This is a genomic window from Roseateles sp. P2_H4 (assembly GCF_056403315.1).
In genome coordinates, this window is the sequence record NZ_JBFUFR010000012.1 from 20,658 (window position 1) to 47,491 (window position 26,834).

Consider the following 26,834-nt stretch of genomic DNA (forward strand, 5'->3'; position numbering starts at 1 on the left):
CCAGGGGGCTGTTTACGCTACGGGAATCGGGTGCGTTGCCACTCAAAAGCCCGCGAGCAAGGCGCGAAGTCGAAGCTGGGGTCATCCCCAGCGAGGCTTCGCAACGCCGCGCGCGGGCTTTCGAGTGACAACCCGTTGGGAGAGTGTCTGCGCAGGCGCATGGCATCGTTGCGCGCTTTGCCTGGGCATGAGCCCAGGCGGCGTCGCACGCCTTGCCCTGCGCCCGCGCAGGCACTCTCGCACCGATTCCCGTAGCGTAAACAGCCCCCCACCGTGTCCCATCCGGATCTGCCGCACACCCTCAAGCTGTTGACGATCTGGCTGCTGGTCGGCCTGGTCATCTTCCTGGGCTTCCAGTACTGGGAGCATCAGCGCCAGTCCAGCCGCTTCCAGCTGGCGGGCGAGGCCATCGTGCTGACGCGCGGCGACGACGGGCATTTCCACTGGCCGGGGCGGGTCGCCGGCATCGAGGTCGACTTCCTGGTCGACACCGGCGCCACGACGACGGCCCTGCCCCAGGCCCTGGCCGAGCGCGCCGGGCTCAAGCCCCTGGGCGCCGTGCGGACCCATACCGCCGGCGGCGCCGTGCGCGGCTTCCTGGCGCGGGCCGACATCGTGCTGGAAGGCGGCGTGCGCGCCGACAAGCTGGCGGTGACCGTGCTGCCCGACCTGGGCGCGCCGCTGCTCGGCATGGACGTGCTGGGGCGCCTGCATTTCAGCCAGAAGCCCGGTGAACTCCGCATCGAGCCCAAGCCATGATTCGAGCCCTTTCGCTTTCCCTCGCCATCGCCTTCACGCTGCTCGTGGGCGTGGCGCAGGCGGCCTGCCCACCGGAACCCAGGGTTCCGACGCCGGAGCAGATCAAGTCGTGGCTGGCTCGTGCGCCCGACCGCGGCCTGCTGTGGCGCATCAGCCGCGATGGTCACAGCAGCTATCTGTACGGCACCCTGCATATCGGCAAGCCGGAGTGGATCATTCCCGGTCCGGCCCTGCGTGCCGCCTGGGACGCCACCGAGGTGCTGGCCGTGGAGCTGGACCCGGCAGACGTGCCCGCGGCGCTCGAAACGGTGCAGAAGCAGCCGCTGTCGCCGGCGCAGGCCAGGCGCGTGGATGCGCAGGCCCGTGCGGCCTGCCTGCCGCCCCAGGCCCTGAGCACGCTGCCGGCCATGCTGCAGCTCAGCATGCTGACGCTGCTGGAGGTGCGGCGTGACGGCTTCGACGCCGGCTTCGGTCAGGATCTGTCCCTGATCGCGCGCGCCAACGCCGAAGGCCGGCCGGTGCAGTCGCTGGAGAGCGTGCAGGAGCAGCTGGCGGCGCTGGAACCCGCGGCTGCGGAATTGCCGGTCATCGTCGACGCCGCGCTCAAGCAGATGCAGCGCGGCCAGGTGCGGGCGCCGCTGCGCAAGCTGGCCGAGGCCTGGTCGCGCGGCGACCTCGGCACCTTGGCCGACTACCCGCGCTGGTGCGCCTGCGCCGACACGCCGGCCGAGCGCGCCTGGCTCAAGCGCGTCAACGACGACCGCAACGGCCCGCTGGCCGCGCGCATCACCGCCCTGCACGCCGCCGGCCAGCGCCTGCTGGTGGCCGTGGGCGCCTTGCACATGAGCGGGCCCCAGGCCCTGCCCAGGTTGCTGGCCGAGCAGGGTTTTACCGTCGAAGCCCTGCTGCCCGCGAAGTAGCATCCACAGCGTTGGACGATCCAGGAGACACCATGAGCGACAACAGCTTCACCAAGTTCGTGCCCGGCTTCGAGTTCCTGCAGGGCCTCGTCAAGAACGCCGGCTCGGCCCTGCCCGGCATCGGCCAGTGGGTCGCGCCGACGCTCAACCCGGAGGAGCTCTCCAAGCGCATCGAGGAGCTGCGCACCGTGCAGTTCTGGCTGGAGCAGAACGCGCGCATGCTGGCCGCCACCATCCAGGCGCTGGAGGTGCAGCGCATGACGCTGTCCACGCTCAAGTCCATGAACGTGCCGCTGGCCGACCTGCGCGACAGCCTCAAGCTGCCCAGCGGCGACGGCACCTCCTGGCCCGGCATCCCGCCCGAGATCCTGGCTGCCGCCGCGCCCGTAGCCCAGGCCGCCGCCAGCACGGCGGTGAAGACGGCCGCCACCTCGGCCAAGACCGCGGCCAAGGTGGCGGCCAAGACCGTGAAGAGCGCCGGCGACGCGGCCAAGGCCGTGGCCGACAACCCCGCCGGCGTCGTCGACCCGACGCAGTGGTGGACGGCGCTGAGCCAGCAGTTCACGCAGCTGGCCACCTCGGCCATGAAGGACACCGCCACCGATGCGGCCAAGAACCTGGCCGGCACCCTCGTCAAGCAGAGCTTCGACGCCGCCAGCGACACGCTGAAGCGCGCCGCCAGCGTGCCGGCCACGGTGGTCGGCAGCGTCGCCAAGGGCTTTGCGTCGGGCGCCGCGCCCAAGCCGGCGGCCCGGACCGCTGCCAAGACCACCACCACGAAAACGGCGGCCAAGACCGCGCGGCGCAAGGCTTGAGGCCGGGGCGCGCCCAGGCCGCGAGCGGGCGATGAGGCGCCGGCCGCTGCTGTTCATGCTCGCGGCGGGCGCCGCCGCCGAGGCGCCCGCGCGCGCCAAGCCGCTGGTCTACCCCCAGCACGACCCCGGCCGTGTGCCGCAATGGCACTACATGCAGGAGGTCATCAAGCTGGCCATCACGCGCAGCGGCACCGACTACGAGCTGCTGGAGTCGCCCGTGCCGATGACGCAGGCGCGCGTCGTGCGCGAGCTGGCGGACCGCAGCGGACGCATCGACCTGTGCTGGACCATGACCAGCATCGAGCGCGAGGGCCAGATGCTGCCGGTGCGCGTGCCGATGGATCGTGGCCTCATCGGTTGCCGCATCGCCTTCGTCCGCCCCGAGGACGTGGATCGCTGGCGCGATCTGCGCGACCTCAGCGAGCTCTCGCGCTACGTTGCCGGCCAGGGCCAGGATTGGCCGGACACCGGCATCCTGCGCGCCAATGGCCTGCCGGTGCAGGGCATCAGCCGCTACGAGGCGCTGTTCGACATGCTGAGGCTGCGCCGCATCGACTACTTCCCGCGCGCCGTCTTCGAGATCGACGACGAGGCGGCCACGCCGCAGGCCCACGACCTCGTCATCGAACCCCATGTGCTGCTGCGCTACCCGGCGGCCTCCTATCTTTTCGTGCGCCCGGATCGGCCGCAGCTGGCAGCCGAGCTGCAGCGCGGCATGGATTCGGCGGCCAGCGACGGCAGCCTGGCCCGCCTCTTCCAGCAGTATTTCGGCGACCTGATGCGCCGCCACCACCTGGCCCGGCGCCGCCAGCTGCTGCTGAAGAACCCGCTGCTGCCGCCCGAGACGCCGCTGCACAAGCCGGCCTACTGGCTCTCCCTCGAAGGCTAAAGTGGGCCCGCCATGAATGCCCCGCTGGACCTCGCCGCCCGCCGCGCCGCCCTCATCGCGGCCCTCGCGCCGCTGCTGCCCGCCCACGCCCTGCTGCACCAGGCCGAGCAGACCACGCCCTATGAATGCGACGGTCTGACCGCCTACCGCCAGCGCCCGCTGGCCGTGGCCCTGCCCGAGACCGAGGCCCAGGTGGCGGCTGTGCTCAAGGCCTGCCATCGCCTCGGGGTGCCCGTCGTCGCGCGCGGCGCGGGCACGGGTCTGTCGGGTGGCGCGATGCCGCATGAGCTGGGCGTCACGCTGGCCCTGGCCAAGTTCAACAGGATCGTGTCGCTGGACCCGCTGTCGCGCACGGCCCGCGTGCAATGCGGCGTGCGCAACCTGGCAATTTCCGAAGCTGCCGCGGCCCACGGCCTCTACTACGCGCCCGACCCCAGCAGCCAGATCGCCTGCAGCATCGGCGGCAACGTCGCCGAGAACAGCGGCGGCGTGCACTGCCTGAAATACGGCCTGACGCTGCACAACGTGCTGCGTGTGCGCGGCTTCACGGCCGAGGGCGAGCCCATCGAGTTCGGCAGCGAGGCGCTGGACGCCCCGGGCCTGGACCTGCTGGCCCTCGTCATTGGCAGCGAGGGCATGCTGGCCGTCGTCACCGAGGTCACCGTCAAGCTGGTGCCCAAGCCGCAGCTGGCGCGCTGCATCATGGCCAGCTTCGACGATGTGCGAAAGGCCGGCGACGCCGTCGCGGCCATCATCGCGGCCGGCATCATCCCGGCGGGCCTGGAGATGATGGACAAACCGATGACGGCCGCCGTCGAGGACTTCGTGCATGCCGGCTACGACCTCGAGGCCGAGGCCATCCTGCTGTGCGAGAGCGATGGCACGCCCGAGGAGGTGGCCGAGGAGGTAGCGCGCATGGAGGCCGTGTTGCAGGCCAGCGGCGCGACACGCTGCCAGGTCAGCGCCGACGAGGCCCAGCGGCTGAAGTTCTGGAGCGGCCGCAAGAACGCCTTTCCGGCGTCGGGCCGCATCAGCCCCGACTACATGTGCATGGACTCCACCATCCCGCGCAAGCACCTCGCCACCATCCTGCTCGACATCCAGCAGATGGAGAAAAAGTACGGCCTGCGCTGCGCCAACGTCTTCCATGCCGGCGACGGCAATCTGCATCCGCTGATCCTGTTCGATGCCAACGACCCCGACCAGCTGCACCGCTGCGAGCAGTTTGGCGCCGAGATCCTGGAGCGCAGCGTGGCGCTGGGCGGCACGGTGACGGGCGAGCATGGCGTGGGCGTGGAGAAGCTCAACTCGATGTGCGTGCAGTTCAGCGCCGAGGAGCGCGAGCAGATGCTGGCGCTCAAACGCGCCTTCGACCCGGCGGGCACGCTGAACCCGGGCAAGCAGATCCCGTCCCTCTCCCGCTGCGCCGAGTACGGCCGCATGCATGTGAAGCGCGGCCTGCTGGCCTTTCCGGAACTGGAGCGGTTTTGAGCTTTGCCGACCTGCAGACCCGATTGCGCGATGCGCGCGAGCCGCTGCGCATCCAGGGCCATGGCAGCAAGGACTTCTATGGCGAGGCGCCGCAGGGCGAGCTGCTGTCCACGCTGGAGATGAAGGGCGTGACGGCCTACGAGCCCAGCGAGCTGTTCGTCAGCGCGCTGGCGGGCACGCCGATCGCCGATGTCGAAGCGCTGCTGGCCAAGCGCCACCAGCGCCTGGCCTTCGAGCCACCGCGCTTCGGGGGGCGCGGCACGGTGGGTGGCATGGTGGCCGCCGGCCTGTCGGGGCCGACGCGGGCGGCCTTGGGGTCGGTGCGCGACCACCTGCTCGGCGCCGTGATGATCAACGGCAAGGGCGAGCTGCTGAGCTTCGGCGGTACGGTCATGAAGAACGTCGCCGGCTTCGACGTCAGCCGCGCGCTGGCGGGCTCGCTGGGGCAGCTCGGCCTCATCACCGAAGTCACGCTGAAGGTGCTGCCGCTGCCGGCCGCCATCGCGACGCTGCGCTTCGATTTCGACCAGGCCGCCGCGCTGATGGCGATCAACCGCTGGGGCGGCGAGCCGCTGCCCATCGAGGCCAGTGCCTGGTGGGACGGTGCCTTGCTGCTGCGCATGGCGGGTGCCGAAGCAGCCGTCGAGGCGGCCTGCCGCAAGCTGGGGGGCGATGTCATTCCGCAAGACATGGCCGAGCCTTTCTGGACCGGCCTGCGCGACCACAGCGACGAGTTCTTCATCGGCGCCGAGCGTGCCGTGGCCGGTGGCGCGCGACTGTGGCGGCTGTCGCTGCCGAGCACGACGCCCGAGCTGAAGCTGCATGGCGAACAGCTCATCGAATGGGGCGGCGCCCAGCGCTGGGTCGTCACACCGCTGCCGCCGGCCGGCGTGCGCGAGGCGTCTGCTGCGGTGGGCGGTCATGCGACGCTGTTCCGTTCGCTGGACAAGAGCGGCGGCGTGTTCGCGCCGCTGAGCACACCGCTGGCGGCCATACACAAGCGGCTCAAGGCCAGCTTCGACCCGCATGGCGTGTTCAACCCGGGCCGGCTCTACGCCGCACTGTGATGAACCTGCCCATCCATGACGCCGCCCAGCGCGGCTACACCCAGGCCCCCGACAGCTACCAGCGCGGCCGGCCAGAGTACCCGCAGGCGCTGGCGGCCTGGTTGGAGACAGCGCTCGGCGTGCGTGCAGGTGCGCGGGTGGTCGACCTCGGCGCGGGCACCGGCAAGTTCACCCGGCTGCTGGCCCGCACCGACGCTGCGGTGACAGCGGTGGAGCCGGTCGACGCGATGCGCGAGAAGCTGTCGCAGAGCCTGCCCGGCGTGCGGGCGCTTGCGGGTACGGCGGAGGCCCTGCCATTGGCTGATGCCGAGGCCGACGTGCTGGTCTGCGCCCAGGCCTTCCACTGGTTCGCCAATGGCCAGGCCCTGGGCGAGATGCACCGCGTGCTGAAGCCCGCCGGCCGGCTCGGCCTGGTCTGGAATGTGCGGGACGAATCCTGCGACTGGGTCGCGGCGATCACCGAGATCATCACGCCCTACGAGGGCGATGCGCCGCGCTACTACACCGGCCAGTGGAGGCGCCCTTTCGAGGGGCAGACGCTGTTCGCGCCGCTGCAGCTGACGGAGTTGCCCCATCGCCATGAGGGCTCGTTCGAGCAGGTCGTCATCGACCGCATCGCCTCGGTGAGCTTCATCGCGGCACTGCCCCAGACCGAGCGCGAGATCGTGGAAGCGAAGTTGCGGGCACTCCCGCTGCGCTTCGCCGCGTTGCGCGAACCCGTGATCGCCTTCCCCTATGTGACGCAGGCCTGGTGCGCCGAGCGTCTTGCCAGCAACTGACGGCATGCAAACCACCCTCGCCCCCGAATTCGCCGGCACCCCCGAGGGCACCGAGGCCGAGGCCATCCTGCGGCGCTGCGTGCACTGCGGCTTCTGCACGGCGACCTGCCCGACCTATCAGCTGCTCGGCGACGAGCTGGACGGCCCGCGCGGCCGCATCTACCTGATCAAGCAGGTCATGGAGGGCGTGGAGCCGACGCGCGAAACCCAGCTGCATCTGGACCGCTGCCTGACCTGCCGCAACTGCGAGACGACTTGCCCGTCGGGCGTCGAATACGGCCGCCTGGTGGACATCGGCCGCCGCGTCGTCGATGCCAAGGTCGAGCGGCCCAGCGCCGAGCGCCGGGTGCGCTGGCTGCTGAAGGAGGGGCTGACCTCGCCGCTGTTCAAGCCGGCGATGAAGCTGGGCCAGATGTTCCGGCCCCTGGTGCCGGCGTCGCTGAAGGACAAGGTGCCGGCCAGGCCGCCGGCGACCGCGCACGACTGGCCGACGCGCCAGCTCAATCGCAAGGTCGCGCTGCTGCTGGGCTGCGTGCAGCCGGCCATGGCGCCCAATATCAACAGCGCCACGGCCCGCGTGCTGGACGCAGCGGGCATCCAGACCGTGGTGGCCGATGGCGCGGGTTGCTGTGGCGCCATCCGCGAGCACCTGGGCGACCACGAGGCCGCGCTGAACGACATGCGCCGCAACATCGACGCCTGGTGGCCGCTGGTCTCGGGCCTGGGCGAGCGTGTCGAGGCCTTGGTCATGAACGCCTCGGGCTGCGGCGTCATGGTCAAGGACTACGCCCATCTGCTGGCCCACGACCCCGCTTATGCCGACAAGGCCAGGCGCGTCAGCGAGATGACCAAGGACCTCAGCGAATTGCTGCCCGAGCTGGTGCCTGCACTGAAGAGCCGCCTCAAGGCCAAGCCGGGCTCGCTGGCCTATCACCCGCCCTGCACGCTGCAGCATGGCCAGCAGCTCAAGGGCGGCGTGGAAGGCGCGCTGCGCGACCTCGGTTTTCGCATAGCCTGCGCGCCGACCGACAGCCACCTCTGCTGCGGCTCGGCCGGTACCTATTCGGTGCTGCAGCCCGAGCTGTCCAGGCAGCTGCGCGACCGCAAGCTGGCGGCGCTGGCGCCGCTGCAGGCCGAGCAGATCGTCTCGGCCAATATCGGCTGCATCCAGCATCTGCAAAGCGGCACCACCCAGCCGGTGCGGCATTGGGTGGAGGTGCTGGACGACGCGTTGAGAGGGGTGAGCGGGTAGCGGGGTCAGCCAGTGACGGGGTGTCGACCCAAGGAGGACGATCGCCACCCTGCTCCCCGCCTCGGGGGCTCAACCAGCGCCACGCACTTCGCGCGCCAAGGCCTCGTTGACCTGTTCCAGCTTTTCGGCGGACTCGCTGAGGCGTTCCTCGACCTTCTTCGTCTCGGCGACCGCCCGCTTGACGTCGCCGTCACTCGAACCTTTGGCGAGCTTGGTGTCAAGGACCGCATGCACGACAGCCAGATCGTCAGCGGCGCGCGCCACTTCCTCGGTAGCTTCCTTGTTCTTGGTCAGTGCTTCGTCGAGCGGTGACGCATCCCGCTTTCGCTGCGAAACAGGCAACTCGTTAGACATGGCCTCTCCTGGAGCAGTTTTCCCGCTTGGCGTGGTGCATCCGCCCTCTCCGTGCAGGGGCAGCGCGTCGTCCTACATTATGGACACAGCACGCCATGTATAAATGTTCTTGCCCACTTGGCGCCGGCTGGACGAACATGCCTATCGCGACCATCTTGATCGAAGATAGTGCTGCAATCCGGTCAAGCCTGATTCCGGCCTTGGAAGAGTTTGCGGACGTCGAAGTCATCGCCACCGCCGAGACGGCGGATCAAGGCATCGCGGCGCTGAAGGCGCATGCGGACCAGTGGCGACTTGCGATAGTGGACATGTTGCTGAAAGCGGGCAACGGACTCCAGGTTCTGCGCGCCGGAAGAGCGCGCCGCAGCGATCAGTACATGATCGTCTTGACCAATTACGCCACGCCGGACATTCGACGAAAGTCGAGCGAGTGCGGCGCCGATGCAGTGTTCGACAAGTCAACCGAGATCGACCAGTTCCTGGAACTGTGCAGGCAATATTCGACCGACCAGACCCCTCAAGCTGCCAATGGCCCAAGCGCCCCGCCGCCCGGCGAAAGCGACGAGGGAGATCCGGCCCGCAAAGCGGTGATCGGTGTCGAAGAGCTGATGGAGCGTGTTGAGATTGACCGGGTCCTTACCGAGGCTGTGAGCGAACTTGTGGAAAGGAACGCAGCGGCCGTTCGTGATCATCTCGAGCGGAACGGTCTCGCCTCGAATGTGCCCGCGACCAACGAGCCAAAATCTGATCAGGAGAATGGCGCGAGTGGCTCGACGCCAGAGAACATGCCCGACGGCGAATGATGTGAGAAATGCCTTGGCGCGCCGCAGGCTCACTTTCGCACGGCGCGAGTTGCTCCGATGAAGGTGTCAGGCGCGCGGAGCGGATATGCCGGCTTGGTCTAGACGCGGAAGGTCGAAACGAGCTTCACCAGCTCGTCCGCCTGCTGCTTCAGGCTCTCRGCCGCTGCGGCACWTTCCTCGACCAGGGCGGCGTTCTGCTGCGTGGCCTGGTCCATCTGCGTGATGGCCTGGCCGACCTGGCTGACGCCGGTGCTCTGCTCGCGGCTGGCCGAGCTGATCTCGCGCACGATCTGCGCGACGCGGCCGATGGCCGTGACGACCTGCTCCATGGTCTGGCCGGCCTTGTTCACCAGCACGGCGCCCTGTTCGACGCGCTCGACGCTGTCGCCGATCAGGCCCTTGATCTCCTTGGCCGCGTCGGCGCTGCGCTGGGCCAGCATGCGCACCTCGCTGGCGACGACGGCAAAGCCGCGGCCCTGCTCGCCGGCGCGGGCGGCCTCGACGGCGGCATTCAGCGCCAGGATATTGGTCTGGAAGGCGATGGCGTCGATGGTGCCGATGATGTCGCCGATCTTGCGCGAGCTCTCTTCGATGCCCTTCATGCGCTGCACCGCCTCACCGACGACCTCGCCGCCCTGGCGCGCCACCTGGCTGGCGTCATGCGCGAGCTGGTCGGCCTCGCCGGCGTTGTCGGCATTGAGCCTGACCGTGGCCGACAGCTCCTCCATCGACGCTGCCGTCTGCTGGATGGCGCTGGCCTGCTGCTCGGTGCGGGCCGACAGATCGTTGCTGCCGTGCGAGATCTCGGTGCTGGCCGTCGCCACGCCGTTGGCGTTTTCGCGCAMCGAGCCGACGAGATGGCGCAAGGCCTGCTGCATCTGGCCCAGCGCCTGCGTCAGCTGGGCGGTCTCGTCGCTGCCGACACTGCGGATGTCGCGCGACAGGTCGCCGCGGCCGACCTCCTCGGCCTCCTGGATGGCCTCGCGCAGCGGGCCGACGACGGAGCGCGTGATCAGCCAGGCGGCCGCGACGCCCACGCTCAGGCAGGCGATGGCGATGACCAGCATGATCATCTGCGTGCGGCGCGCTTCCTCCATGACCTGTTGGGTCTCGACGCGCACGCGCTCGCCCTGGAAGTCGGCCATGCGGCTGATGGCCGCAACATAGGCTTCAGAGGCCGGGCGCATCTTGCCCTCCAGCGTCTGCAGGGCGGCGTCGGCCTCGCCGGCCTTGAGCTGGGCGAAGACCTGGTTGCGGATGTCGACATAGGCCTTGCGCGCGTCGGCGATCTCGGTGAGCAGGGCCTTGCCGCGCTCGGTGTCGACGACCTTGGTCAGGCCCTCCTGCAGCTCGGTGATCTTGGCGCTGGTCGTCTTGATGGCGGGCGAGAAGAACTCGGCCACCGGGCCAGCGCCGCCGGCGCGCGCGACCGCATCGGTGCGGGTGACGTTGAGCTGGGTGGCGGTGCGCCAGTCCTGGGCCATGTCCTGGCGGCGCTGGAGCTCCACCAGCAGGTCGATGTGGGGGCCGACGGCGCCGATCTGCCGGTAGCTCACACCCAGGGCCACCGCCAGCAGCAGCAGCACCAGGCCGAAGCCCAGGCCCAGCCGGGTCCCGATTCGCATGGATTGCATGTTCATCACCGCCTCCAGGTTGATGGCGCGGCGGGCGGCTGTGATCGCGCACCCTGCCGGTGCGTTGACTCTACGTCCGTGCGTGGCGGTTGGTGCAAGGAAAAACACCGCCTGAAGAGGCGGTGTTTGCTCCGAGAGACGAGGGTTTACAGGCCGGCCGCCTTGCGCAGCGCCTGAGCCTTGTCCGTGCGTTCCCAGGTGAACTCCGGCTCTTCGCGGCCGAAGTGGCCGTAGGCGGCCGTCTTGGAATAGATCGGGCGCAGCAGGTCCAGCATCTGGATGATGCCCTTGGGGCGCAGGTCGAAGTGCTCGTTGACCAGCTTGGCGATCTGGTCGTCGGGGATGACGCCCGTGCCTTCGGTGTAGACCGTCACGTTCATCGGGCGGGCCACGCCGATGGCGTAGGCGACCTGGATCTGGCACTGGCGGGCCAGGCCGGCGGCGACGATGTTCTTGGCGACGTAGCGCGCGGCATAGGCGGCGCTGCGGTCGACCTTGGACGGGTCCTTGCCGGAAAAGGCGCCACCGCCGTGGGGGCAGGCGCCGCCATAGGTGTCGACGATGATCTTGCGGCCGGTCAGGCCGCAGTCGCCCTGCGGGCCGCCGACGACGAAGCGGCCGGTCGGGTTGATCAGGTACTTGGTGTCGGCGTTGATCCACTCCTTGGGCAGCACCGGCTTGATCAGCTCTTCACGGATGGCTTCGTAGAACTCGTCCGTCATGCGGTCGCCGAGCGAGTACTCGGGCGCATGCTGGGTGGACAGCACGACGGTGTCGATGCTGTGGGGCTTGCCGTCCACATAGCGCATCGTGACCTGGCTCTTGGCGTCCGGGCGCAGGAAGGGCAGGCGGCCGTCCTTGCGCAGCTGGGCCTGGCGCTCGACGAGGCGGTGGGCGTAGTAGATCGGCGCAGGCATCAGCTCGGGCGTCTCGTCGCAGGCATAGCCGAACATCAGGCCCTGGTCGCCGGCGCCGATGTTGAGGTGGTCGTCGGAAGCGTGGTCCACGCCCTGGGCGATGTCGTTACTCTGCTTGTCGTAGGCGACGAGGACGGCGCAACCCTTGTAGTCGATGCCGTACTCGGTGTTGTCGTAGCCGATGCGCTTGATGGTGTCGCGCGCGACCTGGATGTAGTCGACGTGGGCGTTCGTCGTGATCTCGCCGGCCAGCACGACCAGGCCGGTATTGCACAGCGTCTCGGCGGCCACGCGGCTGCGCGGGTCCTGCTCGAAGATCGCGTCCAGGATGGCGTCCGAAATCTGGTCGGCCACCTTGTCGGGGTGTCCTTCAGAAACAGATTCAGACGTGAAGAGGAAATCGTTCGCCACTTTTAAACTCCGGTTGCTTTGTTGACGGCGTCGCCGTTGCTCCAGGAGGATGCGGCGAACGCTTTAGCGGGATTTATGGATCGCCCCGCAAGTAGTTCAGTAACTCGGCGATCCGGCGATTATAAGAAACATGGGCTTGGTCTTTCGTTTGTTGTCCCGGCTGCCCTTGGCGCTTTTGCACGCTTTGGGCGGGCTGCTGGGCTGGGCCGTCTATTTCGCCTCGGGGGTCTACCGGCGGCGCTTCCAGGCCAATGTGGCCCAGGCGGGGGTGGCCTGGGGTGACGCGCGGCCGGCAATTGCGGCCGCCGGCCGCATGGCGGCGGAGCTGCCTTGGCTGTGGATAGCCACCAAGCGCCAGCCATTGGGCGACAGGCTGCGCTGGGAGGGCGGCGAGCTGATTGCCGCGGCCCTTGAACAAAAGCGCGGCCTTGTCATGCTGACGCCGCACATGGGTTGCTTCGAGATCTGCGCCCAGGCCATTGCCGAGCGTTTCACGACGGCCGAGGCGCCCATCACGGTGCTCTACCGCCCGGCGCGCCAGGCCTCGCTGCGCGAGGTGATGGCCGGATCGCGCGAGCGCGCTGGCCTGGCCACCGCGCCGGCGTCCCTGGCCGGTGTGCGCCAGATGATCCGTGCGCTGCGCAAGGGGGAGGTCATCGGCCTGCTGCCCGACCAGGTGCCGCCGGACGGCCTCGGCGTGTGGGCGCCCTTCTTCGGCCAACCCGCCTACACGATGACGCTGGCCGCCCGCCTCGTGCAGCAGACGGGAGCGGCGGTGCTGTTGATCTGGGGCGAGCGTCTGCCCGGCGGGCAGGGCTTCGTCGTGCATGTGCTGCCGGCGCCCGACATCGCCAAGGACGCACCGGCCGAGGCGGCCGCCGCGACCATCAATGCCGCCATGGAAAGCGTGATCCGGCGCGCACCGGGGCAGTACATGTGGGGCTACCACCGCTATAAGCAGCCGCGTGGCCTGGATATCGGGGCCGCCCCCGATAATCCGGTTCCATGAACATGCCCCCACGCTCACTGCGCTCGCTGCCCCCCGAGGGGGCGCGTCAGCCCCTTCGGGCGGCCGGGCAGGACTGACATGAGATTGCGCTTCACCAAGATGCACGGCGCCGGCAATGACTTCGTCGTCATCGACGCGACGAAGCAGCCCTTCGCGCTGACCAAGGAGCAGATGCGCCTGCTCGGCGACCGCCGCTTCGGTGTCGGCTGCGACCAGATCCTCGTCATCGAGCCCAGCCAGGACGCCGGCGCGGACTTCCGCTACCGCATCTTCAACAACACCGGCGACGAGGTGGAGCATTGCGGCAACGGCTCGCGCTGCTTCGTGCGCTTCGTCGTCGACGCCGGGCTTACGACCAAGCGCGAGATCCAGGTCGACACGATGAATCGCCGCCTGCTGCTGAAGCTGCAGGACGACGGCCGCGTGACGGTCAACATGGGTGCGCCGGCCTTCGAGCATGCGGCCCTGCCTTTCGACGCCCGGGGCCTGACGCCGCGTCTGGTGAACGGCTTCGAGCTCTGGCCCATCGAGGGTGCGGAGCTGGGCGTCGTCTCCATGGGCAACCCGCATGCGGTGCAGCGCGTCGACGACGTCGAGACGGCGCCGGTGCTGACCCAGGGCCCGCTGATCGAGCAGGACTCGCATTTCCCCCGGCGCGTCAACGCCGGCTTCATGCAGGTGCTGGCCCGCGACCGCATCGCGCTGCGCGTTTTCGAGCGCGACGCCGGCGAGACCCTGGCCTGCGGCACGGGCGCCTGCGCGGCCGTCGTCGCGGGCATCCGCGCTGGCTGGCTGGACGAAACGGTGGAAGTGCAGACGCGCGGCGGCCTGCTGCGCATCGAATGGGCGGGTGGCGAGAACCCGGTGCTGATGACCGGCCCCGCAGTGAAAGTTTTTGACGGAGAGATCACGCTGTGAGTTCCAACCCGGCCGCTGACGCGGTGCAAGGCATCACCGAAACCGACATCGCCAACTACCTGGCGGCCACACCCGGTTTCTTCGAGCGCCACGCGGCGCTGCTGGCCAGCGTGCAACTGCAGCACCCGCATGGCGCGCGCGCCGTGTCGCTGCAGGAGCGCCAGGCCGAGATGCTGCGCGACAAGATCAAGGGCCTGGAGATGCGGGTCATCGACATGATCCGCAACGGCCAGGACAACGTCGCCATCGCCGACCGCCTGCACCGCTGGACGCTGGCCGTCATGCGCGCCGTCGGCACGCCCGAGCTGCCGAACGTGCTGCTGGCCGAGCTGCGCCACCAGTTCATGATCCCTCAGGCCGGCCTGCGCCTGTGGGGTGTGGCGCCCGAGCACGAGGCGTTGGAGTTCGCCGCCTCGGTCAGCACCGACGTGCGCAGCTTCGCCTCCAGCCTGAGCCAGCCCTATTGCGGCGTGAACTCGGGCTTCGAGGCGGCGCGCTGGCTGGGCCTGTCCGAGAGCGGCGGCACGGCGACCTCGCTGGCGCTGATCCCGCTGCACCAGCCCAGCGCCAACGAGGACAAGCCCTTCGGCCTGCTGGTGCTGGGCTCGCCCGACCCGACGCGCTACACGGCCGAGATGGGCACCGACTTCCTGACCCGCGTCGGCGAGATTGCCAGTGCCGGGCTGGCGGGGTTGCTCGCTGCATGATGGAGCTGGCGCAGGACTTCACGGAGTTCTTGCAGCACGCCCGCGTGCAGCAGCGCCTGAGTCCGCGCACGCTGCGCATCTACACCGATGGCCTGGAGCGCCTGCAGGCCATGCTGGCCTCAAGCGCCATCGATGCGCGCGCCCTCAGCATCGCCCAGGCGCGCCGCCTCGCCGCGCTGCTGCATCGCGAAGGCCTGGCGCCCAAGTCGATTGCGCTGCTGCTGTCGGTCTGGCGCAGCGCCTACCGCTGGCTGGGCCTGCAGGGTCGCGTCGCGCTGAATCCCTTCGATGGCCTGCGCGCGCCCAAGGCGCCCAAGCCCTTGCCCAAGGCCCTGGGCGTGGACGATGCGGTGCAACTCGCCGCCTACACGCCCGAGGCCGCGGCCGACCCGGTGCTGGAGGCGCGCGACCGCGCCATGGTCGAGCTGCTCTACGGTGCCGGCCTGCGTGCTTCCGAGCTGACGGGCCTGGACGCCCAGGCCAGTCGCCAGGCCGACGGCTGGGTCGACCTGCAGGCTGGCGAGGTGCATGTGCTGGGCAAGGGCGGCAAGCGCCGCAGCACGCCGCTGGGCAAGGCCGCGGCCGAGGCGCTGAGCGCCTGGCTGGCCGTGCGGCCGCAAATGGCGGCGGCCGGCGAGGCGGCGCTCTTCGTCGGTTCGCGCGGGCATCGCATTGCCGGCTCGACGCTGCGCGCCATGCTCAGCGCGCGCGCCGTCGCGGCCGGCAGCCCGGCCCATGTCCACCCGCACATGCTGCGCCACAGCTTCGCCTCCCACCTGCTGCAGTCCAGCGGCGACCTGCGCGCCGTGCAGGAGCTGCTCGGCCACGCCCACATCACGACGACCCAGGTGTACACGCAGCTGGACCACCAGCACCTGGCGCGTATCTACGACGCCGCGCACCCCCGAGCCAAGAAATGAGATTCCAAATCACGGCTTTGGCCGCGCTGGCTGCCATGCTGCCGACGACGACCTGGGCTATTCCCGACGACGCCCCGTTTGCCCGTGTCGACACGCTGCGCCCCGCGGCGGTCGAAGGCAACTGGACCCGCATGAAGATGCCCGACGGCGGCCGCACCGCCTTCGCATCGCTCAGCTACATGATGGCCCTGGACGATGACTGGGGTTTCGGCCCCGGCGTCTACGGCGCGGCCAAGGGCAACTACGGCGGCATCTTCACCGTCGGCTTCACCGGCCAGCGGCGCTGGCGGCTGAGCAGCAACACCCATCTGGCGGCCAGCCTGTATGTCGGCGCGGGCGGCGGGCTGTCGAGCCAGCAGCTGCGTTTCGGCGGCGGCCTGATGCTCAGGCCCGAACTGTCGCTGCGCACCGAGGCCGGCGCCTGGTACACCGGCATCGGCATCTCGCAGATCCGTTTCCCCAGTGGCAATGTGAAGAGCGGCGTCGGCCTGAGCTTCTCGATCGGCCGTTCGATGGGCTTCGCGAGCTTCTCGCCCGACGATGCCGGCCGCCCGGGCCGCGCCAGCCAGCGCACCGGCCTGCAGTTCGATGAGATCTCGCTGATCGGCGGCTATGAGTCGCCGCGCTCCGTCAGCGTCGACCGCAACGGCGAGCGGCGCACGCGCCGCGTGGGCAAGGCCGGCGCGGAACTGCGCCAGTACATCGTCGATGGCAGCTGGTGGGGCATCGAGGCCGCGGGTGCGGCCCAGGGCGGTGCCGACGGCTATATGGAAGTGCTGGGCCAGATCGGCCAGGACTGGGCGCTGGGCTCGCCGCAGCTGCGCATCGGTGGCCAGCTCGGGGCGGGCCTGGCCGGTGGTGGCAACCTGGATACCGGCAGCGGCCTGCTGCTGCGCGCCGGCCCGACGCTGCGCTGGATCACGCCCTGGGGGCCCAGCCTGCGTTTCGACGCGGGGCTGACCCATGCCCCGCGCGGCAACTACAGCGCGCGCTTCGTGCGCGCCGTGATCTCGATGCCGCTGGACCGTGCGCCCGTGGCGCTCGCCGATGACAGCGGCGGCACGGTGCGCGGGCAGCAGCTCGGCGCCAGCGTCATGCACCTGCCGCGAGTGCGCTTCAAGGATGGGCGCCGCGAAGCGGTCAGCAGCCTGGCCGTGACCATGTCGCGCGAGTTCACCTCCAGCCTCTACGGCACGGCGCAGGCCGGCAGCGCGGCGGCTGGTCATGCGGGTGCCTATTCCTTCGGCCTGCTGGGCCTGGGCGTGCAGAGCGCGCCGCTGTGGAACGGCATGCGCGTGGGCGCGGAATGGCTGGTCGGCGCGGCCGGCGGCGGCGGCGTGCAGGTGGGCGGCGGTGCCGTGACGCAGGCCGAGCTGTGGGCGCAATGGCGGGTCGGCGAGCGGCTGCGCCTGCGCACCGGCCTCGGTGAGTTCCGCACCATGCGCGGCAGCAACCAGTCCACGCCCGTGCTCCACCTCGGGCTCAACTACGCCTTCGGGACGCTGCAGCGATGAAGAAAGTTGTCATCCGGCCCGGCAAGGAGCGCTCCCTGCTCAAGCGCCACCCCTGGGTGTTCGAGAGCTCCGTCGCGCGCGGCGGTGGCGACTCGGGCGAGACGGTGCGCGTCGAGTCGGCCGACGGCGCCTTCCTGTGCTGGGCGGCCTTCAGCCCTCAGTCGCAGATCCGCCTGCGGGCCTGGAGCTTCGACGAGGCCGAGCGCATCGACGCGGCCTTCTTCAAGCGACGCATCGAGCAGGCGGTGGCGATGCGCAGCCGGCTGGCCATCGCGTCGGACGCCTGGCGCCTGGTGCACGGCGAGGCCGACGGCCTGCCCGGCCTCGTCGTCGACCGCTATGGCGACACGCTGGTCGCGCAGTTTGGCAGCGCCGGTGCCGAGCGCTGGAAGGGCGCCATCGTCGATGCGCTGCTGGCCGTGACCGGCCTCGCGCGCCTCTACGAGCGCTCCGACGCCCAGGCCCGCGAATGGGAAGGCCTGCCGGTGCAGACGGGCTGGCTGCGTGGTGAGGGCGACACGGCGCTGACCATCCGCGAGCACGACTGGCGGCTGACGCTGGATGTGGCGGAAGGCCACAAGACCGGTTACTACCTCGACCAGCGCGACAGCCGCCGCCGCTTTGCCGACGCGGTGAAGCAGTACGGCTGCAAGAGCGTGCTGAACTGCTTCAGCTACACCGGCGGCTTCTCGGTCGCGGCGCTGGCGGGCGGCGCGAGCGAGGTCGTCAGCGTCGACTCCTCCGGCCCGGTGCTGGCGCGTGCCCAGGCCCACGTCGAGCTGAACGGCTTCGACGCGAGCCGCCACCAGGCCTGGGATGCCGACGTGAATGCGACCTTGCGACGCTGCCTGCAGGAGGGCCGGCGCTTCGATGCCATCGTGCTCGACCCGCCCAAGTTCGCGCCCACGGTCGCCCACGCCGAGCGTGCCGCGCGGGCCTACAAGGACATCAACCGCCTGGCCTTCATGTTGTTGAACGACGGTGGCCTGCTCTACACCTTCTCCTGCTCAGGTGGCATCTCGCCCGACCTCTTCCACAAGATCGTCGCTGGCGCCGGCCTGGACGCGGGCGTGGACGGTTATATCGTCGAGCGCCTGTCGGCCGCGGCCGACCATCCGCAGACGGTCTGCTTCCCGGAAGGCGACTACCTGAAGGGCCTGGGCCTGCTGAAGCGCTGAGGCCCGGCAAAGAAAAAGCGGCCCCGCGGGGCCGCTTTGCATTGCAGGCTCGGGCTTCAGTCGCGCTGGCGGCGGCGTGCCAGGCCGATGGCGGCGAGGCCGCCGAGCAGCAGGGCGTACTGGCTTGGCTCCGGCACGGCGGCGGCCAGGTCCCAGCCGATGGCGTCGAAGGCCATCAGGTCGCTGGCGCTGGCGTCGTAGGACTGGCCGTTGACGACGAAGGGGCGCATCAGCGTGATGACGCTGGTGCCGAAGTGGCTGGCCTGCTGGCCGTTGCCATGTGCGACGCCGGTCGAGAACGGCTGGACGGAAGTCGCGCCGCCGTCCAGGGAGAAATAGGGCGAACCGCCGAGTGTCAGGTCGCGCTTGCCGGCGGCCGAGTAGCGGTACAGGTCCAGCGACGAGTACCAGGCCTGGGTTTCCAGCGGGCCGCATTGGGCGGCGTGGTCCACGCAGAAGTCGATGCTGTCCACGCCCGAGACGAAGCCCAGGGCGTGGCCGATCTCGTGCTCGGCCACCGTGATGAAGTCGACCTTGTTGGCCGGCACCTGGCCATTGATGCGGGCGTAGGCGAAGCTGTTGGCGAAGGCATTGCCGAAGGTGATGCGGGCATCCGGGGAGGTCGCATCGGTGGGCGTGGTGCCACCGAGGGCCTTGGCATTGGCCGTGGTGAGGCTGAAGAGCCGGTTGTTGGCCGAGCCGTCGTTGTCGAAGCGGGTGGTCAGGTCGCCCTGGGTGGCCCAGAAGCTCAGGCTGCTGGTGTTCGGCAGCGTGGCGACGGCGGCAGCGTCCGTGGCCGACTTCTGGTCGGTCAGCAGGCTGCTGCGCAGCGAGCCATAGTTGAGGGTCGTCAGCGCCGATCGGGTGGAGCCCAGCACGCCGGCGTCCAGGTCGGCGAAGGCGATGCTGACGTAGACGGTGACGTTGTCCGTGAGCCTGCCCGACCAGTAGTTGGCCGCGGTCTGGAAGGCGCCCAGTTGCTGGGCGGTCATGGGTGTGGCTCCCACATCGTTCAGCACGATGTTCAGGGCCTGGGCGGTGGGGGCCAGGCCGGCGAAGCCGACGGCCAGCGCGAAGGCGGCGGGGCGCAAGGACTTGCGGAACAGCATGGGAAGAGCTCCGATCGGGGGGAGCAAGATTCTGTCGGCTGCGGGAACGGCTTTTGCCCCCCGGGCTCGCGGGGGACCATGTGAAGTTAGGGGGGTGGCAGCGCGATGCGCGTGTCGAACTTGGCCCGCTTCACGCTGAAGAAGGCCTTGATGTTGCGCACATTGGCGTCCTGGGTCAGCAGGCGCTGCGTGAAGGCCTGGTAGGCCGGCATGTCGGCCAGCTGGACGATGAGCACGAAGTCCGGCCCCGGGGACACCCGCCAGCACTGCTGCACGACCGCCTCCTGCACCGCGCGCGCCTCGAAGGCATCCAGGTGCTCGGCACCCTGGCGGTCCAGCGTGATCTCGAGGATGGCGGACAGGCCGGCGCCCAGCTTGTCGGGCGACAGCAGGGCCACGCGGCGTTCCACGATGCCGGTCTCGACGAGGCGCTTGACGCGCCGCAGGCAGGTGGCGGGCGACACGGCGACGCGGGCGGCCAGATCCTGGTTGCTCAGGGAGGCGTCGTCCTGCAGGGCGCCCAGCAGGCGGAGGTCGATGCTGTCCAAATCAATCATTTTTCTCACTTATGTGATTGAATATTTCTTCGGTGAAGTATCGAGAAATTTTCCTTCATGAAACGAGAAATATTGCATCCATTCGCCGCGACACCCTGCCTAGGATGCTCACCATTCCTCGAACGGAGACTTCTCTATGTGCGGCATCGTCGGCGCGGTCAGTCAGCGCAACATCGTTCCCATCCTTGTCGAAGGCCTGAAGCGCCTCGAATACCGCGGCTATGACTCCTGCGGCGTGGCCGTGCATCAGGACGGTGGCCTCAAGCGCGCCCGCAGCACCTCGCGCGTCGCCGAACTGCAGGCCCAGGCCGACCAGGACGGCATCTCCGCCGGCACCGGCATCGCCCACACCCGCTGGGCCACCCACGGCGCGCCGGCCGTGCACAACGCCCACCCGCACTTCTCGCCCGGCGCCAACGCGACGGCCGACGCCGTCGGCCGCATCGCCCTGGTGCACAACGGCATCATCGAGAACCACGACGAACTGCGCGCCGAGCTGAAGGCGCGCGGCTATCAGTTCTCGAGCCAGACCGACACCGAGGTCATCGCCCACCTCATCGACCACCTCTACAGCGGCGACCTGCTCGACGCTGTGCAGCAGGCCCTGCCGCGCCTCAAGGGCGCCTATGCCGTGGCGGTGTTCTGCCGCGACGAGCCGCACCGCGTCGTCGCCGCCCGCGAGGGTTCGCCGCTGATCCTGGGCGTGGGCGAGCAGGAGAACTTCGTCGCCTCCGACGCCATGGCCCTGGCCGGCGTGACCGACCAGATCGTCTACCTGGAAGAGGGCGATGTCGTCGACCTGCAGCTCGGCCGCTACTGGCTGAGCCGCCTGGACACGACGACCGGCCGCTACCAGGCCGTGCAGCGCGAAGTGAGGACGGTGCATGCCCACAGCGGCGCCGCCGAGCTCGGCCCCTACCGCCACTACATGCAGAAGGAAATCTTCGAGCAGCCGGTGGCCATCGCCAACACGCTGGACGCGGTGACCAGCATCAGCCCCGAACTGTTCGGCGACGGCGCCTTCCGCATCTTCAAGGAAGTGGACAACGTCCTCATCCTGGCCTGCGGCACCAGCTACTACTCAGGCTCGACCGCCAAGTACTGGCTGGAGAGCATCGCCAAGATCCCGACCAGCGTCGAGATCGCCAGCGAGTACCGCTACCGCGACAGCGTGCCCAACCCGCGCACCCTGGTCGTCACCATCAGCCAGAGCGGCGAGACGGCCGACACCATCGCCGCGCTCAAGCATGCCCGCAGCCTGGGCATGAAGCACACGCTGACCATCTGCAATGTGGCCACCAGCGCCATGGTGCGCGAGTGCGAGCTGGCCTATATCACCCGCGCCGGCGTCGAGATCGGTGTGGCCTCCACCAAGGCCTTCACGACCCAGCTGGTCGGTCTCTTCCTGCTGACGCTGGCGCTGGCCCAGACGCGTGGTCACCTCAGCGAGGCCGACGAGGCCGAGCACCTGAAGGACTTGCGCCACCTCCCCGTGGCCGTGCAGGCCGTGCTGGCGCTGGAGCCGCAGGTCATTGCCTGGAGCGAGGAATTCGCCCGCAAGGAAAACGCCCTGTTCCTGGCGCGCGGCCTGCACTACCCCATCGCCATGGAAGGCGCGCTCAAGCTCAAGGAGATCACCTACATCCACGCCGAGGCCTATGCCGCGGGCGAGCTGAAGCACGGCCCTCTGGCCCTCGTCACCGCCGAGATGCCCGTGGTGACGGTGGCACCGAACGACGCGCTGCTGGAAAAGCTGAAGAGCAACATGCAGGAAGTCCGCGCCCGCGGCGGCCAGCTCTATGTCTTCGCCGACGGCGACACCGCCATCGAGAGCGAAGCCGGCCTGCACGTCATCCGCATGCCCGAGCACTACGGCCAACTGAGCCCCATCCTGCACGTCGTGCCGCTGCAGATGCTGGCGTATCACACGGCTTGTGCGCGCGGGACGGATGTGGACAAGCCGCGCAATCTGGCGAAGTCGGTCACTGTGGAGTGACCGGGGCCGCATGGCTGACTCCCTGACGCCAACAAATAGAGTCCGTCGGGCATTAATAAAGTCCGTCGGACTCATCAATGAAGGCGCAATTGGCGCCTACCTTGGCCGCAGGACGCATGGCTTCCAAGCTTCATGTGGGACAACAACTTCGTGGACGGAAGCGACTCGAATGTGAGCGAGACGCTGCCCTAACGGCGTTGAGGCGGCCGGCCGCAGCTACCGGTGGCAGTCGAAAGCCGGGTGGTACATGGCAAAGCCGTCCGAGTCCTTGACCTGTACCGCCGCATGGACCTCAATCGCCTCGCAAGGTAACTCCATCACACCGAAGCGTGGCCGGCGGGGGGAGCCGGTCTCCGAGCCGTACGAATCTAGAAGCAACTGCGAGGCGCCGTCGGTGGCCTTCAGCACGACGACCCACACGTGGGAGTCGATGCCCTGCGCCTCCGACGCCACCCAGTAGGGCAGTTGATGCCGTTCGGCGTGTTCGACGCATTTGAGCGCCGCGACGCGAGCGGCGCCCAGAGCAACGAAGCCGCAGGCGCGCAACCCGTCGGGGACGATGCCGAGCACCGCTCCTTGCGCCTCGGCCTGCCACATCCTCGCCTGCTGCTCCTGTAGCGCCGTCAGCTCCGCTTGCGACAGCCATGGCCGGCCGTCCAGGCAAACCAGGCACAAGCAGGTCCCGACCCCGCTCAGCAGCGAGGCAAGGATGTCGAAGCCGGGATTGACGAACATGGCCTGACGCGGTCGTGGCGTTGGACGCCATGTTGTCGCAGGCCATCCCGGCCCGGCATCCCTTCAATCCCTGAGGCGAAGTGACGGCGATGGCCGGGCGGCGTCACGCTGTTGGTGACCAGCGATCCGCTCAGTCAAGCTGGAACTGAGTCCGCAGAATTAGTTGGGTTGACCGATTGAAGTCGGTCACCGTGGCATTGACCTCCCACAGGCCCGACGGGTCCGTAGCATCGCCAGATGGCCATGACGACTGCCTGCTGGTTGGTCAAGAGGAGTTCGGCGCACGCATACCGATTGGCGCCGCAGAGCGCCAGTGAGTGGCGACAGCGCCTATCCGCCGAGCCCGTCACTGCTCCCTCGCGTCGCGTTCTTCAGCGAGGTGTGAAGAACAGCTTGTCGGGAATCGCCTGAAACGGCGCGATCCAGAGACGATTGTCGAGTTCGAAGATCTTCGGGGGCAGCCGTCGTTGTCCATCGATCAATGGGCCGATGTGAGCATCCCGCGAAAGGATCGATCGCGCACTTCCATCGGAGAAAATCGCAGACAGACCAGCAGTCAATGCCTCGGCCAGGGCAGGCTGGCGCAACTGGACCGCGAAGACCCGAGCGAATTGGTAGTGGATGCACCAGTCCTCAAGCAGCACGGCCGACGGCGCCAGATGTCCAAACAGTTTCAGCAAATGGCTGGCCTCATCGACTCCCAATGGGAACGCGTCGAATCGCCCTGCTTCCAGCATCCGAAACAGCGACAGAAACTCTGCCTCCTGTACCTTGAGTCCCGCAGCGCGAAGGATGCTGGTATCCACCCAATCAGGGCCTTGGCCGAAGCTCAACTTGCGCAGGTCTTCATAACTGTGCAGGCTCCGCAGGCGATCAAGTCGGTCGCGATGCACCAGCATCACACGGTAGCCACTGAGACCGAGATCCAACGGAAAGGGCAGGATCAGTCCGCGCTCAGCCACCTTGGGCGAGGCTCCGGTGTCCATGACATTGACGCCACCGGTCTCGAGCGCCAAGAGGGCACGCATGGATGACAGCTGCATTGCACTCAGCCGCAGCGTGTACTGCCGCCCCGACGCCGCCAACGCAGCGTTCAGCATCTTGAACGCATAGCTGTCCGTGGGCCGTTCATGCGTACGCGGGTACACAAACTCAAGCACCTGCTCGGCCGCCGAGATGCCGGACAGGGCCGCGGCGGCGCCGAACACAAGACCGCGACGCAGCAGCAACTGGTCAAAAGCGCTTCGACGTTTCGGGCCCATGGAGGGGATTCTGCTCGCAAGCCGTCCAGAGATGAATGCGCAGCCATCCACGGCACCCGCCCATGGCGCAGCTTCGGCGAGGGGCCGACGCAGGTCGGGGGCGGCATGTTCAGCGAAGGACAAATCAAGACTTTCACCGACCAGGACAGCCGAAAGCCTGGACGGGCATCAGCCGATCTGTGCCCGCCGCGCCGGAGCGCAGAACGGTAAGGCTTTGTTCGGCCTGGTTAACGGCGCAAGGATTGCTCACAGCTCGGTACGTTTTTCCGTGGAGGACTGCCTAGAGTCGCGCTCTTTCTTCCTCCACGAGACCACCGATGTCGAGACTTTCTCCCCTGATCATCGCCAGCAGCGTCCTGCTGCTGAGCGCTTGCGCCACCAAGGAATTCGTCAAGGAGACCGTCGCTCCGGTGCAGACCAGCGTGGACGGCCTCGGCACCCGCGTGCAGGCGCACGACGACGGCCTCAAGGCCCTGGATGGCCGGCTGCAGGGCAGCGAGGCACGCATGCTGGCCCTTCTGCAGCAGGAGGCAGCAGCGCGAACCCAGGCCTTCAACAACCTGCCCAAGCCGCCCAGCCTGCTGATGAGTACCGTGCTGACCGATGACAAGATCAAGTTCAGCTCGGGCCGCGCCCAGCTCACCGAGCAGGCCGGCCAGGAACTCGATCAACTCGTCGCCAAGCTCAAGGCCGACAACCAGCCGGTGTTCATCGAAATCCAGGGCCACACCGACGCCACCGGCAGCGACACGATCAACCAGCAACTGGGCCTCAAGCGGGCCGAAGCCGTGCGCCTGCACCTGTCCCGCGCCGGCCTGCCGCTGGCGCGCATGGCAACGATCAGCTATGGCGAATCTGCGCCCCTGGCCGACAACAACACCCGCGAAGGCCGCAGCACGAACCGGCGTGTTCAGCTGATCGTGATGCGCTGAGCGGGCGGGGAGCCGCTCAGCTCTTGCCCGGCATCACCCCCCTGCCTGCGCGACGCGAACACCGCGCTCGGATACGCCGGCCGGCCGCGACTGCCGTTGCATGCCGACGCTGCCGTGGGGTTGGTCTCGCCTCCGTGAGCACGCCACCCCACGCACTGCTCCACATGTAGCGCAGCACGCCTTCGGTCGCAAGGCCTGGAGCAAGTCACGGCGGTTGAGGATGGCCAAGCCATCGCGCGGCCGTGCTGTTCACCAGCGCGCACCGCAGGGATGCCGTGGTTCGCTACATTGCGCATGCAACCGCGGCAATCTGCCCGGATCACCGGAGCGGCCCTTGGCAGCTGGTTCAGACCCTCGTGCCAAAAGGCTGCTTGCCGCGCCGCCCAAGGTCAAGCCTGCCGCCGCCTCTACGGTTCACAGGCGCCCGACGGCGATCCTCTGCGCCGCCGTGTCAGCAGATGAAGCAATGCTGGAGGGGCCATGGACGTCCTGAAAGTCATCAAGCGCAACCCGCTGATCTTTCCGATGGCCTGTGTGGGGGTGTTCGCGCTGATCTCCATCAGCGAAGGCGCGTACTGGCAGTCCACCCGGACGCTGGATCGGCTGGGTGCCATGGCCATCGTGCCCACGAGCCTGCAGGAACTGCAATGGGGCGTGCTGGATGCCGAGGCGGCCCGGAAGACCGATGCCCCTGCCATCACGGCCGAGTCGCGCCAGGCGCAATGGGCGGCCTATGGCCAGGCGTTGCAGACGATTGCCGGCGCCTTCACCGCGCTGGACGCCTACTACGCGGACCAGGCTCAGCCGAAGGCCCTGCTGACCGGCTTGCATCAGACGACGGCAGCCAAGCTCGCAGGGGGAGGTTCCGATGCGGAGCAGATGGAAGCGATTCGCGCGCTCAGTGCCCAGCTGCTGCAGTACGAGGCCCGTCATGTGGTCGCCGGCCGGGGCAGCCTCTACGACACCTTGCTGATGGGGCGCGTCGGCGTGGCCTCACTCAGCATGATCGGACTGCTCACCCTTTTCATCGCCTTGCGGCACCGTACGGCACTGGAGTTTCAGCGCAGCGAACAGCAGCGCCTCATCCAGGCCGCGCACGATTTGCTGGAACTGGAGGTGCTGGAGCGAACCACCGAGCTGACCGAGCTGACCTACCACCTGCAGACCGCCCGTGAGGACGAGCGTGCACGCCTGGCGCGTGACCTGCACGACGAGATGGGCGCTCTGATGACTTCCGCGAAGCTGGATGCGGCGCGCATCCGCGCGCGGCTGGGCGCGCTGCCCACTCCGGCGCCCGAAGCCCTCGAGAGGCTGACCCACCTCATCTCAACCCTGAACCAGGGTATCGCGCTGAAACGTCGCATCGTGGAGGACTTGCAACCGTCCTCACTGACCCTGCTCGGCCTCGTGCCGACGCTGGACATCATGGCCCGCGAGTTCGGCGCCAGTTCGGGTCTGCATGTGCAGTGCCAGCTGGAACCGGTGCAGTTGAGCGCCCGCGCCAATCTGATGATCTACCGGCTGGTGCAGGAGGCATTCACGAACATCGGCAAGTACGCGCAAGCCAGCCAGGTGTGGCTTGCGCTGAGCGGCCACGACGGGCGGGTGGAAGTGTCGATTCGCGACGACGGCGTGGGTTTCGACACGCGGCAGCCGCTCCGGTCGGCCCATGGTCTCGTGGGCATGCGCTTTCGCGTCGAAGCTGAAGGCGGCACGATGACCATCGTGGCGGCACCCGGCTTGGGCACCTTGATCTCGGCCAAACTGCGGGAGCAGCCGCAGCCGGCACGGGACGGCCCGCAGTCCGTGGAGGCTTCGGTTCCGGATCGTCACGATTGAATTCAACAGCGGCTTGAGCGCGGTCTCCTGCGTATGCGTTCGTCGAACTGCGACTGCCGCGGCCCAC

At 68.6% G+C, this 26,834-nt stretch carries 25 protein-coding genes; 18 read left to right on the plus strand and 7 right to left on the minus strand.

What is annotated here, in order from left to right:
* The first annotated feature begins 273 nt into the window (after window positions 1-273).
* From AC1DW3_RS11065 to glcF, 8 genes are read left to right on the plus strand one after another with little or no spacing between them, the layout of a single operon-like run.
* A complete protein-coding gene (locus AC1DW3_RS11065) occupies window positions 274-759 on the plus strand; it encodes a retropepsin-like aspartic protease family protein (RefSeq protein WP_477931359.1) in 486 nt (161 codons plus the stop codon).
* Window positions 756-1,679: a TraB/GumN family protein gene (locus AC1DW3_RS11070; protein WP_477931360.1), complete on the plus strand. Its 924-nt coding sequence runs from the start codon at window positions 756-758 to the stop codon at window positions 1,677-1,679. The genes AC1DW3_RS11065 and AC1DW3_RS11070 overlap by 4 nt, the downstream gene beginning before the upstream one ends.
* A 32-nt stretch (window positions 1,680-1,711) precedes the next feature.
* Window positions 1,712-2,494 (plus strand): PhaM family polyhydroxyalkanoate granule multifunctional regulatory protein, encoded by a 783-nt coding sequence (locus tag AC1DW3_RS11075; protein WP_477931361.1) that lies wholly within the window; start codon window positions 1,712-1,714, stop codon window positions 2,492-2,494.
* 31 nt (window positions 2,495-2,525) lie between these two features.
* Window positions 2,526-3,383: a substrate-binding periplasmic protein gene (locus AC1DW3_RS11080; RefSeq protein ID WP_477931362.1), complete on the plus strand. Its 858-nt coding sequence runs from the start codon at window positions 2,526-2,528 to the stop codon at window positions 3,381-3,383.
* 12 nt (window positions 3,384-3,395) lie between these two features.
* The gene (locus tag AC1DW3_RS11085) at window positions 3,396-4,874 is read left to right on the plus strand and encodes an FAD-linked oxidase C-terminal domain-containing protein (RefSeq protein WP_477931363.1); all 1,479 of its coding nucleotides are present in this window, start codon (window positions 3,396-3,398) and stop codon (window positions 4,872-4,874) included.
* A complete protein-coding gene (glcE, locus tag AC1DW3_RS11090) occupies window positions 4,871-5,941 on the plus strand; it encodes a glycolate oxidase subunit GlcE (RefSeq protein ID WP_477931364.1) in 1,071 nt (356 codons plus the stop codon). The genes AC1DW3_RS11085 and glcE overlap by 4 nt, the downstream gene beginning before the upstream one ends.
* Window positions 5,941-6,720, plus strand: a complete 780-nt coding sequence (locus AC1DW3_RS11095) for a class I SAM-dependent methyltransferase (protein WP_477931365.1) — start codon at window positions 5,941-5,943, stop codon at window positions 6,718-6,720. The genes glcE and AC1DW3_RS11095 overlap by 1 nt, the downstream gene beginning before the upstream one ends.
* A 4-nt stretch (window positions 6,721-6,724) precedes the next feature.
* Window positions 6,725-7,972 (plus strand): glycolate oxidase subunit GlcF, encoded by a 1,248-nt coding sequence (gene glcF, locus AC1DW3_RS11100; protein ID WP_477931366.1) that lies wholly within the window; start codon window positions 6,725-6,727, stop codon window positions 7,970-7,972.
* A 69-nt stretch (window positions 7,973-8,041) separates the two neighbouring features.
* On the opposite strand, the gene AC1DW3_RS11105 is transcribed toward glcF, so the two are convergent.
* On the minus strand, window positions 8,042-8,326 hold the full coding sequence (locus AC1DW3_RS11105; protein ID WP_477931367.1) for a hypothetical protein: 285 nt from the start codon (window positions 8,324-8,326) through the stop codon (window positions 8,042-8,044).
* Between the two features lie 137 nt (window positions 8,327-8,463).
* Here AC1DW3_RS11105 and AC1DW3_RS11110 point away from each other — a divergent pair, with 137 nt between their 5' ends.
* Window positions 8,464-9,129, plus strand: a complete 666-nt coding sequence (locus AC1DW3_RS11110) for a response regulator (protein WP_477931368.1) — start codon at window positions 8,464-8,466, stop codon at window positions 9,127-9,129.
* Window positions 9,130-9,227: 98 nt separating this feature from the next.
* Here AC1DW3_RS11110 and AC1DW3_RS11115 read toward each other — a convergent pair whose 3' ends face one another.
* Both AC1DW3_RS11115 and metK read right to left on the minus strand, forming a co-directional pair.
* Window positions 9,228-10,769, minus strand: coding sequence for a methyl-accepting chemotaxis protein (locus AC1DW3_RS11115; RefSeq protein ID WP_477931369.1), 1,542 nt, complete (start codon window positions 10,767-10,769; stop codon window positions 9,228-9,230).
* A 140-nt stretch (window positions 10,770-10,909) separates the two neighbouring features.
* The gene (gene metK / locus AC1DW3_RS11120) at window positions 10,910-12,091 is read right to left on the minus strand and encodes a methionine adenosyltransferase (RefSeq protein ID WP_477931370.1); all 1,182 of its coding nucleotides are present in this window, start codon (window positions 12,089-12,091) and stop codon (window positions 10,910-10,912) included.
* Window positions 12,092-12,221: 130 nt separating this feature from the next.
* Here metK and AC1DW3_RS11125 point away from each other — a divergent pair, with 130 nt between their 5' ends.
* The 6 genes from AC1DW3_RS11125 to AC1DW3_RS11150 all read left to right on the plus strand — a co-directional run bounded on the left by AC1DW3_RS11125 (window position 12,222) and on the right by AC1DW3_RS11150 (window position 18,337).
* Window positions 12,222-13,100, plus strand: a complete 879-nt coding sequence (locus AC1DW3_RS11125; RefSeq protein ID WP_477931371.1) for a lysophospholipid acyltransferase family protein — start codon at window positions 12,222-12,224, stop codon at window positions 13,098-13,100.
* Between the two features lie 78 nt (window positions 13,101-13,178).
* Window positions 13,179-14,018: a diaminopimelate epimerase gene (dapF, locus tag AC1DW3_RS11130; RefSeq protein WP_477931372.1), complete on the plus strand. Its 840-nt coding sequence runs from the start codon at window positions 13,179-13,181 to the stop codon at window positions 14,016-14,018.
* Entirely contained in the window at window positions 14,015-14,725 is a 711-nt protein-coding gene (locus tag AC1DW3_RS11135) for a DUF484 family protein (RefSeq protein ID WP_477931373.1), read from the plus strand. The genes dapF and AC1DW3_RS11135 overlap by 4 nt, the downstream gene beginning before the upstream one ends.
* Window positions 14,722-15,645, plus strand: a complete 924-nt coding sequence (locus AC1DW3_RS11140) for a tyrosine recombinase XerC (RefSeq protein ID WP_477931374.1) — start codon at window positions 14,722-14,724, stop codon at window positions 15,643-15,645. The genes AC1DW3_RS11135 and AC1DW3_RS11140 overlap by 4 nt, the downstream gene beginning before the upstream one ends.
* The gene (locus AC1DW3_RS11145) at window positions 15,642-17,159 is read left to right on the plus strand and encodes a hypothetical protein (RefSeq protein ID WP_477931375.1); all 1,518 of its coding nucleotides are present in this window, start codon (window positions 15,642-15,644) and stop codon (window positions 17,157-17,159) included. Before AC1DW3_RS11140 ends, AC1DW3_RS11145 begins: the two co-directional genes overlap by 4 nt.
* Entirely contained in the window at window positions 17,156-18,337 is a 1,182-nt protein-coding gene (locus AC1DW3_RS11150; RefSeq protein WP_477931376.1) for a class I SAM-dependent rRNA methyltransferase, read from the plus strand. The genes AC1DW3_RS11145 and AC1DW3_RS11150 overlap by 4 nt, the downstream gene beginning before the upstream one ends.
* 56 nt (window positions 18,338-18,393) lie before the next feature.
* Here AC1DW3_RS11150 and AC1DW3_RS11155 read toward each other — a convergent pair whose 3' ends face one another.
* Together AC1DW3_RS11155 and AC1DW3_RS11160 are read right to left on the minus strand one after the other, a co-directional pair.
* Entirely contained in the window at window positions 18,394-19,446 is a 1,053-nt protein-coding gene (locus AC1DW3_RS11155) for an NF038122 family metalloprotease (RefSeq protein ID WP_477931377.1), read from the minus strand.
* An 86-nt stretch (window positions 19,447-19,532) separates the two neighbouring features.
* Entirely contained in the window at window positions 19,533-20,003 is a 471-nt protein-coding gene (locus AC1DW3_RS11160) for an Lrp/AsnC family transcriptional regulator (protein WP_477931378.1), read from the minus strand.
* A 136-nt stretch (window positions 20,004-20,139) separates the two neighbouring features.
* On the opposite strand from AC1DW3_RS11160, the gene glmS reads away from it, so the two are divergent.
* On the plus strand, window positions 20,140-21,999 hold the full coding sequence (glmS, locus tag AC1DW3_RS11165) for a glutamine--fructose-6-phosphate transaminase (isomerizing) (protein WP_477931379.1): 1,860 nt from the start codon (window positions 20,140-20,142) through the stop codon (window positions 21,997-21,999).
* 216 nt (window positions 22,000-22,215) lie between these two features.
* Here the strand turns inward: glmS and AC1DW3_RS11170 are convergent, their stop codons facing one another.
* Both AC1DW3_RS11170 and AC1DW3_RS11175 read right to left on the minus strand, forming a co-directional pair.
* Entirely contained in the window at window positions 22,216-22,734 is a 519-nt protein-coding gene (locus AC1DW3_RS11170; RefSeq protein WP_477931380.1) for a hypothetical protein, read from the minus strand.
* A gap of 371 nt (window positions 22,735-23,105) precedes the next feature.
* Window positions 23,106-23,996: a hypothetical protein gene (locus tag AC1DW3_RS11175; protein WP_477931381.1), complete on the minus strand. Its 891-nt coding sequence runs from the start codon at window positions 23,994-23,996 to the stop codon at window positions 23,106-23,108.
* 317 nt (window positions 23,997-24,313) lie between these two features.
* Here AC1DW3_RS11175 and AC1DW3_RS11180 point away from each other — a divergent pair, with 317 nt between their 5' ends.
* The gene (locus AC1DW3_RS11180; protein WP_477931382.1) at window positions 24,314-24,928 is read left to right on the plus strand and encodes an OmpA family protein; all 615 of its coding nucleotides are present in this window, start codon (window positions 24,314-24,316) and stop codon (window positions 24,926-24,928) included.
* 480 nt (window positions 24,929-25,408) lie between these two features.
* On the plus strand, window positions 25,409-26,767 hold the full coding sequence (locus tag AC1DW3_RS11185; RefSeq protein ID WP_477931383.1) for a sensor histidine kinase: 1,359 nt from the start codon (window positions 25,409-25,411) through the stop codon (window positions 26,765-26,767).
* Window positions 26,768-26,834: the final 67 nt, after the last annotated feature.